This window comes from Agrobacterium fabrum str. C58 (assembly GCF_000092025.1).
Lineage (GTDB): Bacteria > Pseudomonadota > Alphaproteobacteria > Rhizobiales > Rhizobiaceae > Agrobacterium > Agrobacterium fabrum.
In genome coordinates this window covers 2,120,085-2,134,412 of record NC_003062.2, presented here as the reverse complement: position 1 = coordinate 2,134,412, position 14,328 = coordinate 2,120,085, and the positions used below count along the sequence as shown (strand labels likewise).

The window sequence follows — 14,328 nt, the reverse complement described above, 5'->3', positions numbered from 1 at the left end:
AAATGCTCAGCTTCGATTTGGTTCGACAGGATGCAACAGGTTTCGGCAGGCAAATGGCGGCGGGGAGGATGGGCTGTGCCCGTCTCCGTGTTGCTGCATCTTGTCGTCGTTGCACTCTTCTTTTTCGAATTGCCGGAACGGATAGCCGAGCCGCAGGAGCCCGAAAGCGTCAACGTTGAACTCGTGCCGCCGCCCGAGGAGAAAAAAGAAGAAGCTGCCCCGCCGCCGGCTGCGGCGGCCAAGGCGGAGAAACCGCAACCTCCGCCGCCACCACCGCCCGCACCGCCGAAGGAAGATGTAAAACCGACGCCGCAACCGCAGGCGACGCTGCCGTCCATCTCCATGCGGCCGGAGGAAATGCAGGCCGACAAAGAGGACAAGCCGGGCAAGGCGGAAGAAGCTGAAAAGAGCCAAGCGTCCGAGGAGCCTGCAAGCCAGCCTGAAAAGGCCGCTGAGGAGAAGCCTGCGCCACCCGCCGCCAACAGCGATCTTCAGGCTTCCGCCGAGCAGGGGGAGATCGCGGTTTCACCCGTGAAGGAAGAAACACCGCCGGAGCAGCCACCGGTGCCGCAGGCCAAGCCGGCAGAGGAAAAGCCTGCGGAGGTTGCGGAGAAGAAACCCGCGAAGCTTCCTGCGGTGAAGAGTTTGCTATCATCGGCGTTGCTAACACCGGCGCAGCGACGACAGATTTTTGGCGATCTACCGCCCCGCCGTCGGATCGTGCAGCTTTGCCAGACGGAGGCGTTGGCGCAAATAAGAGAGGTTTATCCAGCTACCCGAGGCATGTACGGCTTTTCCGACACTGGTGGACGCATATCCGGCAATGTCCTTGACGCTACTGGGGGCGCATTCAACGTCGGCGACGTCTGGCACGATGTCACGTTTCAATGTGATGTGGATGTGGACAATTACGCGGTGACGGCCTTCAGATTTAAGATAGGGGATGTCATTACGCCGGCCGAAGCAACGAAGCGCGGTTTCACGGGGCGATAGCGGATCATTGGTCTGCGCGCGCCTCTACCTCATTCCTGTTACAAGCACAGGGATGAGGGGAGGCTACGCTCAAACCCGCTCCGTATCCCCCACCAACACCCCAATCCCAGCCATCAGCGCATCCTCGTCATAGGGTTTTCGGATAACCGGCACGGCGCCAAATTCATCCGGCACCATGCTGCCATCCGCATAACCGGTGGCGAAGAGGAACGGGATGCCGCGGCGGTGCAGTTCGCGGGCGACGGGGATGGAGGTGTCGGAACCAAGATTGATGTCGAGAATGGCGACGTCAGGCAGATAGGTTTTCAGCTTTTCAATCGCCATGGCCGACGAGGTCGCGGTTTCGATTGCCTTGATGCCATTATCTTCCAGCATGTTCTCGACATCCATGGCGATCAGCATCTGGTCTTCGACGAGCAATACTTTCAATGGCTCCTCCCGATTGTAACGTCTGGGTTGCGGCAGGGTTTCCGCCTCGGTTTTTGTCTCGAACGCCGCTGAGACCGATGATACATGGCGGAACGGCAGGAGAATCTCTGCCTCCAGCCCATTCGGCAAATACCGTATCGTGCTGCGCCCGCCGAGATCGTAGGGAATGCTGCGGCTGATGAGCGCCGTGCCGAAACCGGCGCGCGATGGGGCCGGCAGAGTGGTCAGCAGGGTCTCGCGCCATGATATTTCGCAATCGCGATTCTCGTTAACGTCCCAGCGCACATGCAATTGCCCGCCATTTTGCGAGAGCGCACCATATTTGGCGGCATTCGTCGCCAGTTCGTGCAGAACCAGCGCCATCACCGAAAAGGCGCGGGAATCGAGTGTGATCTGGGGTCCTTCGAGCTTCACCGTCGTTTCCGGCGAACGATGGGGCGACAATTCGGCCTCCAGCAGATCGCGCAGCGCGCCGCCGCCTTCGCCGCGAATGATCTGGTCATGGGCAAAGGACAGCGCCTGGATGCGGCCCTTCAGCGCGGTGACATACTCCTGCAGGGTCTTGCCCTCCTGCGAGGGATTGCCGACCAGCGATTTGATGATGGCGAGAACATTCTTGACGCGGTGATTAAGCTCCTCGTTTAGCATGCGCTGGCGCACCTCGGCGCGCTCTCTTTCGCCTGCCATCAACTCGCTGTGGTGGAACGCCACTTCGACAAGCGCGATTCTCGCGGCTTCGGCGATTTCCCGGTCGGCTTCCGACCAGGGCTGTGCCTGCAGGCGAACGGTCTCTTTCCAGATTGCGAAGCTTTTACGCGGCGTGAGGCGGTCGCCCATCGGGCCGGTTTCATAGGATTTTTCCGGATTGCCGGCCCAGTTCAGGTTCTGCACGATCTCCTTGCGGAAAAACAGGAGATAGTCGCTCTTGACCTGCGAAAGCGGGATAGCAAGCATTCCGGCCGCGGTGCCGGCGTATATTTCCGCTTCCGGTATGGCCTGCGACAGGGCGTGTGTTGCCCAGACCCTGCCTTCCGAAGCCGAAGCGACGAAACGCGCCAGCCTTGGAATGGCATCATGCGGTGGCGTTGCGCCATGGCCGTGCCAGTTGTTGCCGACCCACAGCCCGACACCGTCGCAGGGCATCAGATCGGCAAAATCCTGAAAACTGTCGACCAGCAGTTCTTCAATGTTGGCGTGATGGGCGGCCAGCCGCAGAAACCGGTCGAGCGCCGCATGGGCGTGGTTGATGGTGTCGAGGCGGCGCTTCTGCTTCAGAACCTGCAGATGCATGGAGAAAAATTCCCCGAACATTTCCGCAGCGATCCGAACTGGCATGCTCAGCACACGCGGCGAATAATGGTGGCAGGCGATCAGGCCCCACAGGGCGCCATCGACAATCACAGAAATCGACATGGAGGCGGCAACACCCATATTGCGGAGATATTCGCAATGGATGGGCGAGACGCTGCGCAAATGCGCGTAAGAGAGATCGAGCGGCTCACCGGAGACATCGACGGCTGGCAGGACCGGAATGCGGGTGCCGCTGGCATCGGAGATGATGCGCAAGGTGTTCTTGAGATAAAGTGCGCGAGCCTGCTGTGGAATATCGCTGGCGGGGAAATATTGCCCGAGAAAGCTCTCCAGCTCGGGCTGCTTGGCCTCCGACACGACCTTGCCGGCGCCGTCTTCCTGGAAGCGGTAGATCATCACCCGGTCGTAACCCAGCGTCGCCTTTACCAGGCGTGTGGTTCTGGAGATCAGGCTTTCGACGCTGTCGGCTTCGCGGATGCGGTCCACCATCTTGCGCGCCGTGCCGAGCGGCTGCGCGTCGCTGCCCGAGGGCTCGAATTCGATGATGGTGGTGGATTTGTAGCGATGGAGTGAAATATCGAAGCTGCGGCCGTCGCTTGTTTCCATTGCGGGCAGCATGGCGGGGCGCGTGGTTCTACCGGTGACGGTGAGCGCGTTGCGGAGATCGTGGACGAGCTTTTTGCCGAGCACATCCTCGGCGGTCCTGCCGTTGAGATCGCCCTCAAGTCCCAGCAGTTCGCCGCAGTTTTCGGAATGCCGCAGCACCATTCGCATGGCGTTATCGCAGGCGATGAGGCAGCCATGCGGTTGAATATAGCCTGGAATATGAATGGGTTCGCGGTCGCAATTGGTCAGGTCGACATGATAGTCCGTGGATGCCATGAATCAGTCTTTCGCACCCAGTGCATGAAGAAATGCCGTTTGCCGAATAAAGGGGAAGCCAAAGTCGATCATTCTTAAAGGTCTGCCCTTCCCCGTTCTTTGCAACTATCAACCGGTTTCTTTGTTGTATGGTTTGGAAGCCGTCGTTGCATAATTGATGTATCCCTAACGTTGCTGGATACAATTTGACATCATAAAACGTCGGAAACGCTGATTTTGTTCCGACTACCAGAAAGAAAAAATGTGCCGCAAAGAACAATAACCATCGCAACCCGCGGACAAGGCCTCTACGAGTTTACATCTGAAGCAGAAGCGATGGTGAGGCAGGCAGGGCTGGAGGAGGGGTTGCTGACGATCTTTGTCCGGCACACATCCTGCTCGTTGCTTATTCAGGAAAATGCCGACCCTGACGTCAAGCACGATCTGCTGACATTTTTCTCTCGCCTCGTGCCGCCTTCCAGCGATCCTTCCATGCGCTGGATCGTTCATACGCTCGAAGGTCCGGATGATATGCCCGCCCACATCAAATCGGCGCTGACGGCGGTTTCCATCGGTGTGCCGATCGGCGAGGGGCGGCTCGTGCTCGGCACGTGGCAGGGGCTTTACCTGTTTGAACACCGTGACCAGCCGCATCGCCGTGAAATTGTGCTGCATATCTCACCCTGAGATATGGATCCCGAGCGACATGCTGCGCGTTAAGCACCCTGAACGCCTGCTGAACATTCGGTTCTGCTGATATTCAGATGGGCGGGTCTAGGGTCTCGTCAATCGCCGGGGGATGTTCCCCTGTCGGCAATGACACAAACGGAGTGAGTTCATGTTCAGCAACTTTGCAAAAGCCGGCCTGGCTACCCTCATCGCCATTGGTGGAATTTCCTTTACGGCGCCGGCTGCTTCCGCAGGCCCGGATGTCCAGTACCGGGTTCAGGTCCAGGATGGCTATGGTCATCGTCCCGGTTGGGGCCGCCCGGACCGCCCGCATCGCGGTTGCTCGGCCTCGCTTGCAGAAGAAAAAGCCAGCCGCATGGGCCTTCGCCGTGCCCGCGTGGTTGACGTGTCGCCGCGCCGTGTCGTGGTAGCAGGCTTTGACCGTCGCGGCCGTGATCGCATCGTTTTCGCCAATGAGCGCGGTTGCCCGGTTATTCGCCGCTAACAGCAGCGATCTTCATTGATCTGTCGATATCCCCGTATGGCAGATCGATAAAAAATGCCCCTCGCTTCCGGAATGGCAGTGAGGGGCATTTCTTTTTATGCCTATGGCGGAAGTGAAGATGGCCAGGGCGGCACCAGGGTGCCGCCGCCGTCGATCTTACTGGTCGAGCGCGAAGGTGACGTTGACCACCACGCTATAATTGTTCTCACCCGAAGCGATCGGAACGCTGTCGGCTTCCTTCATCATCGAAGCACGCATCATGCCCGCCGGGACCGGCATGGGGCGCTGCGAGTTTTCGCTGATCTGAATGACGCGGCCGAGCTTCACGCCTGCGGCTTCCGTCAGCGTCTTCGCCTTGGCGATCGCATCGGCAACGGCCTGTTTGCGGGCTTCCGTTACCGTGGCTTCGGGCTTGTCATTGGTGAAGGTGATATCGCCGCCCTGGTTGATGCCGAGCTTTACGGAGGTATCGAGGATCGTGCCGAGCATCTTCAGATCGCGCACCCGCACCGTCAGGCCGTTGGAAACCTGATAACCGGTGATCTCGGGCGCGACATAAACGCCGTCCTTGGGCTCATAATGCTTGTAAAGCGGCTGCACCGAAAAATTGCTCGTCTGGAGGTCGCGGTCTTCGATGGCGGCCTCTTTCAGCGCCTTCAGCACCTCGGCCAGCGCCTTGGAGTTTTCCGTCAGTGCAGCCGCTGCGGTTTCCGCCTGCTTGACGACACTGAAGGAGAGGATCGCCATATCGGGCGCGATGGCCGCCTGGCCTTCGCCGGAAACACTGATGGTGGCTTCGCGCGGGGAAGCCTCCTGCGCAGATACCTGGGCGGCAAGCGGCATCGTGGTCGCCGCGGTCAATGCGGTGAGTGCGAAAAGGCGGGCCGTTTTAGTCTTCATGGTGTTTCCTCGTTGATTGAGTCCCTTTGAAGGGTATTGCCTTAGATTGTGTAGCTAATACGGCGACACTGCTTTGCGAAAGAAGGATTGGCTTGTCGGGCTGTAAAAATTGCGTTAGAGCGTGACCTGCCGGATTCGAGCCATTGCGAAACCGGTGTTTCGGATCGTTTTTTCCGAAAGGGCCTGTAGCTCAATGGTTAGAGCCGGCGGCTCATAACCGCTTGGTTGGGAGTTCGAGTCTCTCCGGGCCCACCATTTTTCTTCTGAAATCATATGCTTACGAGGATACCCCTGCCGCTGCGCAGGTTGGGAAGCGTGGTATCTCATTGGGAGATCGGTCTGGCTTGTGCATATGACAAACCAGACCTCAAGGTATCTCAGATCAGTTGCAGACCCGCATGCTCTCCATGTGCCAGCCGCCGTCATAGGCGTTGGGCACGCGGCGGTCTTCGAACCAGCAGCGTGGCGGGGGTGGCGGTTCGTAATAGCGCGGGCCGCCATTGCCGTTGGCGATGGCGCCGCCGATCAGGCCGCCGATGACGCCTGCGGCAAGGCCGCCGGCGATGGCTGCGCCATCATTGTGGCGGCGATGTTCGCGATAGGGCGGTGGGGGCGGACCGCCGCGGTCATAACCACGGTCGTAGCGCGGACGATAGGGATAGTCCTGCGCGGCAGCGGTGCCGTAGGACGCAAAGACGCTGCCGCTGGCGACCAGGGCAGCAATTGTGGAAAGAATTATCTTTTTCATCGGGGCTACTCCATAAGCCTGCTTGCGGAGATAGAGGCTCATTATGCCCGCATGATGGCATGGCACGGGTGAACGGCCTGTGAATGTTTCAGTGCCCCGGTGTTCATATTCAAACCTTCGGATGGGTGGATAGCCCACGCAGGCTTCCCACAAAAAAGCCCGGCGGATGGCCGGGCTTTTTACTGAACTTATGCGGTCGACTCAGAACTTCACGCCGAGACCCACTTTCACGGTATGCTGGTCGAAATCGGTGTTGATGCCGAAGATGTCCTTGTCGCCATAGTCGTTATATCGATATTCCAGCCTGCCGAAGACATTGTCGGTGAAGGCATAATCCACACCTGCGCCAACCGTGTAGCCGTTGAAGGTAGCTTTGTCGTCGCCGACGGGCGTTTCGATGAAACCGCGGGTGGCCGTCCAGCCGGCGGTGGCATAGATCAATGCGTGGTCAAAGGCATAACCGACGCGACCGCGGACAGAGCCCTGCCAGTCGGTGCCGACTTTGATGCCCGAATAGTCATTATCGTTCCAGTTATAATCGACATCGCCCTCGATGCCGAGGACCATGTTATTGTCGAACTGGTAATTGTAACCGGCGAAGGCGCCGAGAATTCCGCCGTTGAAATCATCCGAAACAACGGGGCCGCCCGCCGAAAAATCGCCATTTGCCCAGCCTGCGCCACCTTGAATACCAAGATAGGGGCCAGACCAGGTGAAGACCGGCAGGGTTTCCTGCGCAACCGGCGGGGCCGGGGTTTCGTAGACGGCATCCGCGGCCATTGCGGTGCTGGCCGACAGGGCCAGGAGTGACGTTACGATCAGCGTTTTCATCGTTTTCTCCCTGAGCTGACTGACATCCATAGCATAGATTAGCTACTTTTAATATGGGTTGGGGTTCGGCGGTTCCAAGAGGCGTTTTTGTCCTCCCGGCGTTCTGGCCGCTCTTGCCCCGGTTCGTGGCGTTCTATCGCCCCGTCATGCGGTTCTGATGCAGCGAACGTCCCTGCCCGCGTTTGGTTCCCATTGGTGTTTCGTCAAAGCTCGGGCGTGGCCATCAGCCGGTGTCACGCTTGGTTGTCTTGACAGAAGGGGAGGCGACCATAGAGTTGTGGTCGACAGTGATAATGCCGGTGCTTTGTGCCGCATCTCAGGACGCATCATCGCTGTCGAGACGATACCGCCACGCCCACGCCACGAGGGTGGTCGTTGCGGCAGGAAGGGCATGGGAGGATAAGATCGCATGGGGTTTTGTATTTGCTGGGGAGGAACGACGTGATTGTCGGAGCCGTTCTCAGCGCCATTCTTCTTCTCACCCTCATTGCGTTTCCGCGGCATCTCAAACCCGTCGTCATCTGCCTGCTGCTGATCTGGACGACCACTGCCGCCTTTGTCATTTATGACTGGTGGCGTGGCAGCAAGCGGATCGAGCATATCGTTGCGACCGCCAGTTTCGATACTGCCTGCGCGGATTCGGCCTTGCCCATTCGCGTCAGCTTCCGCAACGACAATAATGTCGCCGTGCAGCGGCTGACCTATACGCTGGAAGGTTTTGAACCGGCATTCCGCGCCTCCGTTGCCTTCGATCCCTACCAGGTGAGCGAAAGGCGGATCGAGGCCAGCGAGACTTTCGCGGCCTGCCGGTCTTTCCGGCTGCGCAACAATGAACGGGTGGAGCCGCAGCGGCTGGATTGGCGCGTGACCGTCATTTCCGCGGAATTCGACTGAGCTGTTCTCACGACATTTTGCGATCACGGGATTTTGAAAATTTTCGGCGCTGATGAATGGTGCGCGTGAAAGCCTTTGGCCACAGCGACTTCAGCGGAGAGGCGAATGCCTCGCGCCAGCGCTGGCAAAGCCGACGACTTGTTTTCGTCCATTTGCGATGCCATCTCCCCGTCCATCCGATGAATGTGACGGGCTGATGGTTTGTATAGTGTTCTGAAGTTTCTGAAAATCACGGCCATTGGCCTTGTCGCGCTGCCGGTTCTCGCCGGCGCGCATATGGGCATCGGCCAGCTGACGGGGAATTTTCACGAAGTCATTCCCGGCGAGCTCTATCGTTCGGCGCAGCCGAGCGGCAAGGACATCGCTGCTTATGCCAAGGCCTATGGCATCAAGACGATCATCAACCTGCGTGATGAAAAGCGTGAAGGCTGGTATGAGGCCGAAAGCCTTGCTGCGAAAAACAACGGCATCCGGCTCGTCGATTATCCGCTGAGCTCAAGCGAAAAGGTCTCGGTGGAGGATTCAGAAACGCTGGCGGCGGTACTGCGCAATGCGGAAAAGCCTGTTCTCATCCATTGCGAACACGGCGCGAACCGCACCGGGCTTGCCTCCGCCATCTACGTGGCTGTTGTGGCCGGCAAAAGCGAGGCCGCAGCCGAGTTTCAGCTTTCGCCCTATTACGGGCATGTGCCGATCCCCGGCATCGGGCGCTACGAAATGTACCAGTCCTGGGATGATTTTGAGGAAACCATCGGGTTTTGAGGGTTTTGGAACGCCTTTTGATTTACCTTGGCGGTGTCCTTTTCTGCGTGGCGTTATCCTCGGACTTGTTCCGAGGATCCAACCACGTTGGTCCAGTGGATAGGTAGCAGATGCTCGGGACAAGCCCGAGCATGACGGCAGAGAAGTCTTCGACGCCGTCGTCCGCTGGCATCCGTTTCCCCCAATGCACCTCAATAATCCCCGCCGCTCTCCTTGATCACCGTCGTCAGGCTTCCCGCTGCCGGGAAAAGCGGGATCAGGCAGGCCTGAAGCGCGTGGTAGATATCGCCCTTGCCGGGGAACAGCGTGTGGGCCGGCACCAGATCTTCCGTCAGTTCTTCGTGCCAGCCGCCATTCTCGTGATCGATGAAGTTGTTGGCGATGGTGCTCCAGATGCGGCGGTAGCTATCCTCGTAGAAGGCATCGGCCGGCAGGTTCTCGTTGAGGAAGTGGGCCGCACCCGCCGCCTCGCACATGGGCCACCAGAGCTTTGCCCGCTTGTCGGGGTTGTCGTTCCAGTCGAGCGTATAAAAGAAGCCGCCCTTTTCCCGATCCCAGCCGAGCGCCATGGATTGTACGAATAGCGATTTGGCGGCCACCGGCATCCAGTCGTGCTGGCGCTCACCGAGCACCCATAATTGCAGGATGAGACGCGCCCATTCCAGCCAGTGGCCGGGGGTGGAGCCGGAGGGGCGGAACATTTCGTTGCCGCGATACGCCTTGTCGAGCGTCCAGTTCTCGTCAAAGTGCTCCGGCACGCGGAAATCCAGCTCACCGGCGCGGCGGCGGATGACGAGATCGGCGATGCGTTCAGCCTTGGTCAGGTAGTTGCTGTCGCCCGTCGCCTCATAGGCGGCCATCAGCGCTTCGGTCAGATGCATATTGGAATTCTGGCCGCGGTAATTATCGATGGGCGACCAGTCGCGATTGAATTCCTCGGCGATGGCGCCGTGTTTTTCTTCCCAGAACCGGGTTTCCAGCACTTCGGTAATGTCGGCCAGCATCTGGTCGGCAAGCGGATGCCCGACGGTCTTGGCGGAAGAAGCGGCCAGAAGCACGAAGGCATGGCCGTAGCCCTGTTTGGTGGCATCCACTGGGCCGGCATCATTCACCTGCCAGAAGTAACCGCCATGTTCGCCATCACGATGATTGTTCCAGAGATAGGTCATGCCGTGGTCGACAATATCGCCGCAGCCCGGGCGGCCGAGCAGGTGGCCGATGGAGAAGCAATGCACCATGCGGGCGGAGGCGTGAATGCCGCGCACCGGGTCATTCGCCTGTAGCGGCGCGCCCTTGGCGTCCAGATCGAAGAAACCGCCGGCGGGGTTGAGGGCACGGTGCTGGAAGAAGTCGAAAAGTCCCTCGACCTGTTTTACCAGCCACTGGCGGTGCCAGGGCAGGGTATTCCAGTTGCGGCTGTTGTGATCGTCTTCGGGCATCTCGTCCTCCATGCGGTTTGCTGCTTCGGCTTATATCCTTGCCGTATAAACCTGTCATCTGTCAGCGATATTTCGTAACGTGATGGAATGGCGCAAAGCCATGTCTGTACCTTGAAGATATATTGACATAAACATATCTTTATGTGACTTGACTGCTTGCGATCTTGCAAATCGAAATGAGGAGTGTGCCCGTGTTTGACGACCTGTTTGGCCCTGAAGGGGCAAAGCGCGACGGCGCGGAAATTTTCAAGGCGTTGCGCGATGCCGCCAGCGAACGCATCCTCATTCTCGATGGTGCCATGGGCACGCAGATCCAGGGTCTCGGTTTTGACGAGGATCATTTTCGTGGCGACCGTTTTATCGGCTGCGCCTGTCACCAGAAGGGCAATAACGACCTTCTGATCCTGACACAGCCCGATGCCATCGAGGAAATCCACTATCGCTACGCCATGGCGGGCGCGGATATTCTCGAAACCAACACGTTTTCCTCCACCCGCATCGCGCAGGCCGATTACGAGATGGAGAATGCCGTCTACGATCTCAACCGCGAGGGCGCGGCGATCGTGCGCCGGGCGGCTCAGCGCGCCGAGCGCGAGGATGGCCGCCGCCGTTTCGTGGCCGGTGCCATCGGTCCGACCAACCGCACGGCCTCGATCTCGCCTGACGTCAACAATCCCGGTTACCGCGCCGTCAGTTTCGACGATCTGCGCATTGCCTATGGCGAGCAGATCGATGGCCTGATCGACGGTGGTGCCGATATCATCCTCATCGAGACGATCTTCGATACGCTGAACGCCAAGGCGGCGATCTTCGCCTGCGAGGAACGTTTCGAGGCTAAGGGCATCCGCCTGCCGGTCATGATCTCAGGCACGATCACCGACCTTTCCGGTCGCACGTTGTCCGGCCAGACGCCTTCGGCGTTCTGGAACTCGGTGCGCCACGCCAACCCCTTCACCATCGGCCTCAACTGCGCGCTCGGTGCGGATGCCATGCGCCCGCATCTGCAGGAACTGTCCGATGTGGCCGACACCTTTGTCTGCGCCTATCCGAATGCCGGCCTGCCGAACGAGTTCGGCCAATATGACGAAACGCCCGAGATGATGGCGCGCCAGGTTGAGGGCTTCGTTCGTGACGGTCTCGTCAACATCGTCGGCGGTTGCTGCGGTTCGACGCCGGAACATATCCGGGCGATTGCCGAAGCCGTCAAGGATTACAAGCCCCGCGAAATTCCTGAACACAAGCCGTTCATGTCGCTTTCCGGCCTTGAACCCTTCGTGCTGACCAAGGACATTCCCTTCGTCAACGTGGGCGAGCGCACCAACGTCACCGGTTCGGCCCGCTTCCGCAAGCTCATCACTGCCGGCGACTATACGGCGGCGCTGGCTGTTGCCCGCGACCAGGTGGAAAACGGCGCGCAGATCATCGACATCAACATGGATGAGGGCCTGATCGATTCGGAAAAGGCGATGGTCGAGTTCCTGAACCTCATCGCCGCCGAGCCTGACATTGCCCGTGTGCCCGTCATGATCGACTCATCCAAGTTCGAGATCATCGAGGCCGGCCTGAAATGCGTGCAGGGCAAATCGATCGTCAATTCCATTTCGCTGAAGGAAGGCGAGGAGAAGTTTCTCCAGCAGGCTCGGCTCGTCCACAATTACGGTGCGGCGGTTGTCGTCATGGCCTTTGATGAGGTCGGGCAGGCGGATACCTATCAGCGCAAGGTGGAAATCTGCGCGCGCGCCTACAAGCTTCTGACCGAAAAGGCCGGTCTGTCTCCGGAAGACATCATCTTCGACCCGAATGTGTTTGCGGTAGCTACGGGCATCGAGGAGCACAATAATTACGGCGTGGACTTCATCGAGGCCACCAAGACCATCCGCGAAACCATGCCGCTCACGCATATTTCCGGGGGCGTTTCCAACCTGTCCTTCTCCTTCCGCGGCAATGAGCCGGTGCGTGAGGCGATGCATGCCGTGTTCCTCTATCACGCCATTCAGGTCGGCATGGATATGGGCATCGTCAACGCCGGGCAGCTTGCGGTTTACGACAATATCGATGCGGAACTGCGCGAGGCCTGCGAAGACGTGGTGCTGAACCGCCGCGACGATGCCACGGAGCGTCTGCTCGAGGTGGCGGAGCGTTTCCGTGGTACGGGTGAAAAACAGGCCAAGGTGCAGGATCTTTCCTGGCGCGAGTATCCCGTTGAAAAGCGGCTGGAACATGCTCTGGTCAACGGCATTACCGACTATATCGAGGCCGATACGGAAGAGGCACGCCAGCAGGCCGCCCGCCCGCTGCATGTCATCGAAGGGCCGCTGATGGCCGGTATGAATGTGGTGGGTGACCTGTTCGGTTCCGGCAAGATGTTCCTGCCACAGGTGGTGAAATCCGCCCGTGTGATGAAGCAGGCGGTTGCCGTTCTGCTGCCTTACATGGAAGAGGAAAAGCGCCTGAATGGCGGTTCCGAGCGCAGTGCCGCCGGCAAGGTGCTAATGGCGACCGTGAAGGGCGACGTGCACGATATCGGCAAGAACATCGTCGGCGTTGTGCTAGCCTGCAACAATTACGAGATCATTGATCTCGGCGTGATGGTGCCGACGACGAAAATCCTCGAAACGGCGATCGCCGAAAAGGTGGATGTGATCGGCCTCTCCGGCCTCATCACCCCGTCGCTGGATGAGATGGTGCATGTGGCGGCCGAAATGGAGCGACAGGGTTTCGACATTCCGCTGCTGATCGGCGGTGCGACGACCAGCCGTGTGCATACGGCGGTAAAAATCCATCCGCGTTACGAGCAGGGGCAGGCGATCTATGTCACCGACGCCTCGCGCGCGGTGGGCGTCGTTTCAGCGCTCCTCTCCGAAGAGCAGAAGCCCGCTTATATCGACGGCATCCGAGCCGAATATGCCAAGGTGGCGGAAGCCCATGCCCGCAATGAGCGCGAAAAGCAGCGCCTGCCGCTTTCCCGCGCCCGGGAGAATGCGCACAAGATCGACTGGTCGAGCTACAGCGTTGTCAAGCCGCAGTTCTTCGGCACCAAGGTTTTTGAGACCTATGATCTGGAAGAGCTTTCCCGTTACATCGACTGGACGCCGTTCTTCCAGACCTGGGAATTGAAGGGCCGTTTCCCGGCGATCCTTGAAGACGAAAAGCAGGGCGAGGCGGCGCGGCAGCTTTATGCCGATGCGCAGGCCATGCTTGCGAAGATCATCGAGGAAAAGTGGTTCCGACCACGCGCGGTGATCGGCTTCTGGCCGGCCAATGCCGTGGGTGACGATATCAGGCTCTTTACGGATGAAGGTCGGAAGGAAGAGTTGGCGACGTTCTTCACGCTGCGCCAGCAGCTTTCCAAGCGCGATGGCCGTCCGAACGTGGCGCTGTCCGATTTCGTCGCGCCCGTCGATAGCGGCGTTGCCGATTATGTCGGCGGTTTCGTGGTAACGGCGGGTATCGAGGAAGTGGCGATTGCCGAGCGCTTCGAGCGGGCCAATGACGATTATTCGTCCATCCTCGTCAAGGCGTTGGCTGACCGTTTTGCCGAAGCCTTTGCCGAGCGTATGCATGAGCGCGTGCGCAAGGAGTTCTGGGGTTATGCGCCGGACGAGGCTCTTGCCGGTGACGATCTGATAGGCGAAGCCTATGCCGGTATCCGCCCGGCACCGGGTTATCCGGCCCAGCCGGACCACACCGAAAAGAAGACGCTGTTTGCTCTGCTGGACGCCACCAATGCGGCGGGTGTGGAATTGACGGAAAGCTATGCGATGTGGCCCGGCTCGTCGGTTTCGGGCCTCTATATCGGCCATCCCGAAAGCTATTATTTCGGCGTTGCCAAGGTGGAGCGGGATCAGGTTCTCGACTATGCGCGCCGCAAGGATATGCCGGTCACAGAGGTGGAGCGCTGGCTCGGGCCGGTGCTCAACTACGTGCCGACCAACGGCGAGGAGAAAATCGACAGCGCTGCGTGATGTTTCACGCATCGCCGGGAC

The 14,328-nt window shown here is 59.2% G+C and carries 12 protein-coding genes and 1 tRNA gene; 7 read left to right on the top strand and 6 right to left on the bottom strand.

What is annotated here, in order from left to right; translation table 11 throughout:
- The first annotated feature begins 75 nt into the window (after nucleotides 1-75).
- Nucleotides 76-993 carry a DUF930 domain-containing protein gene (locus ATU_RS10575; RefSeq protein WP_035255967.1) on the top strand — a complete coding sequence of 306 codons (918 nt, stop codon included), beginning with the start codon at nucleotides 76-78 and terminating at the stop codon, nucleotides 991-993.
- 69 nt (nucleotides 994-1,062) lie between these two features.
- Here ATU_RS10575 and ATU_RS10570 read toward each other — a convergent pair whose 3' ends face one another.
- Nucleotides 1,063-3,615, bottom strand: coding sequence for an HWE histidine kinase domain-containing protein (locus ATU_RS10570; protein ID WP_010972107.1), 2,553 nt, complete (start codon nucleotides 3,613-3,615; stop codon nucleotides 1,063-1,065).
- Nucleotides 3,616-3,858: 243 nt separating this feature from the next.
- On the opposite strand from ATU_RS10570, the gene ATU_RS10565 reads away from it, so the two are divergent.
- Together ATU_RS10565 and ATU_RS10560 are read left to right on the top strand one after the other, a co-directional pair.
- Entirely contained in the window at nucleotides 3,859-4,281 is a 423-nt protein-coding gene (locus ATU_RS10565) for a secondary thiamine-phosphate synthase enzyme YjbQ (protein ID WP_010972106.1), read from the top strand.
- A gap of 151 nt (nucleotides 4,282-4,432) precedes the next feature.
- Nucleotides 4,433-4,768 (top strand): hypothetical protein, encoded by a 336-nt coding sequence (locus ATU_RS10560; protein WP_006310523.1) that lies wholly within the window; start codon nucleotides 4,433-4,435, stop codon nucleotides 4,766-4,768.
- A 156-nt stretch (nucleotides 4,769-4,924) separates the two neighbouring features.
- Here ATU_RS10560 and ATU_RS10555 read toward each other — a convergent pair whose 3' ends face one another.
- Nucleotides 4,925-5,668 (bottom strand): SIMPL domain-containing protein, encoded by a 744-nt coding sequence (locus ATU_RS10555; protein ID WP_010972105.1) that lies wholly within the window; start codon nucleotides 5,666-5,668, stop codon nucleotides 4,925-4,927.
- A gap of 179 nt (nucleotides 5,669-5,847) precedes the next feature.
- Between ATU_RS10555 and ATU_RS10550 the strand changes: the two genes are divergently transcribed.
- A tRNA-Ile gene (locus tag ATU_RS10550) sits at nucleotides 5,848-5,923 on the top strand.
- A gap of 127 nt (nucleotides 5,924-6,050) precedes the next feature.
- Here ATU_RS10550 and ATU_RS10545 read toward each other — a convergent pair.
- Both ATU_RS10545 and ATU_RS10540 read right to left on the bottom strand, forming a co-directional pair.
- On the bottom strand, nucleotides 6,051-6,416 hold the full coding sequence (locus ATU_RS10545) for a hypothetical protein (protein ID WP_035255970.1): 366 nt from the start codon (nucleotides 6,414-6,416) through the stop codon (nucleotides 6,051-6,053).
- 201 nt (nucleotides 6,417-6,617) lie between these two features.
- Complete coding sequence (locus ATU_RS10540; protein ID WP_010972103.1) at nucleotides 6,618-7,247, bottom strand: outer membrane protein; 630 nt, start codon at nucleotides 7,245-7,247, stop codon at nucleotides 6,618-6,620.
- A 441-nt stretch (nucleotides 7,248-7,688) separates the two neighbouring features.
- On the opposite strand from ATU_RS10540, the gene ATU_RS10535 reads away from it, so the two are divergent.
- Nucleotides 7,689-8,141, top strand: coding sequence for a hypothetical protein (locus ATU_RS10535; protein ID WP_010972102.1), 453 nt, complete (start codon nucleotides 7,689-7,691; stop codon nucleotides 8,139-8,141).
- Nucleotides 8,142-8,164: 23 nt separating this feature from the next.
- Here the strand turns inward: ATU_RS10535 and ATU_RS26905 are convergent, their stop codons facing one another.
- Nucleotides 8,165-8,293: a hypothetical protein gene (locus tag ATU_RS26905; RefSeq protein ID WP_266020966.1), complete on the bottom strand. Its 129-nt coding sequence runs from the start codon at nucleotides 8,291-8,293 to the stop codon at nucleotides 8,165-8,167.
- Nucleotides 8,294-8,342: 49 nt separating this feature from the next.
- Between ATU_RS26905 and ATU_RS10530 the strand changes: the two genes are divergently transcribed.
- The gene (locus tag ATU_RS10530; RefSeq protein ID WP_006310516.1) at nucleotides 8,343-8,903 is read left to right on the top strand and encodes a dual specificity protein phosphatase family protein; all 561 of its coding nucleotides are present in this window, start codon (nucleotides 8,343-8,345) and stop codon (nucleotides 8,901-8,903) included.
- 191 nt (nucleotides 8,904-9,094) lie between these two features.
- Here ATU_RS10530 and ATU_RS10525 read toward each other — a convergent pair whose 3' ends face one another.
- Entirely contained in the window at nucleotides 9,095-10,354 is a 1,260-nt protein-coding gene (locus ATU_RS10525; protein ID WP_035255972.1) for an AGE family epimerase/isomerase, read from the bottom strand.
- 179 nt (nucleotides 10,355-10,533) lie between these two features.
- On the opposite strand from ATU_RS10525, the gene metH reads away from it, so the two are divergent.
- On the top strand, nucleotides 10,534-14,307 hold the full coding sequence (metH, locus tag ATU_RS10520) for a methionine synthase (RefSeq protein ID WP_010972100.1): 3,774 nt from the start codon (nucleotides 10,534-10,536) through the stop codon (nucleotides 14,305-14,307).
- Nucleotides 14,308-14,328 lie beyond the last annotated feature (21 nt).

What these genes read in the sequence shown, in the direction of transcription:
- ATU_RS10555 (WP_010972105.1), bottom strand. Translation starts at nt 5,668, where the DNA reads ATGAAGACTAAAACGGCCCGCCTTTTCGCACTCACCGCATTGACCGCG.
- ATU_RS10545 (WP_035255970.1), bottom strand. Translation starts at nt 6,416, where the DNA reads ATGAAAAAGATAATTCTTTCCACAATTGCTGCCCTGGTCGCCAGCGGC.
- ATU_RS10570 (WP_010972107.1), bottom strand. Translation starts at nt 3,615, where the DNA reads ATGGCATCCACGGACTATCATGTCGACCTGACCAATTGCGACCGCGAA.
- ATU_RS10560 (WP_006310523.1), top strand. Translation starts at nt 4,433, where the DNA reads ATGTTCAGCAACTTTGCAAAAGCCGGCCTGGCTACCCTCATCGCCATT.
- ATU_RS10540 (WP_010972103.1), bottom strand. Translation starts at nt 7,247, where the DNA reads ATGAAAACGCTGATCGTAACGTCACTCCTGGCCCTGTCGGCCAGCACC.
- ATU_RS26905 (WP_266020966.1), bottom strand. Translation starts at nt 8,293, where the DNA reads ATGGACGAAAACAAGTCGTCGGCTTTGCCAGCGCTGGCGCGAGGCATT.
- ATU_RS10525 (WP_035255972.1), bottom strand. Translation starts at nt 10,354, where the DNA reads ATGGAGGACGAGATGCCCGAAGACGATCACAACAGCCGCAACTGGAAT.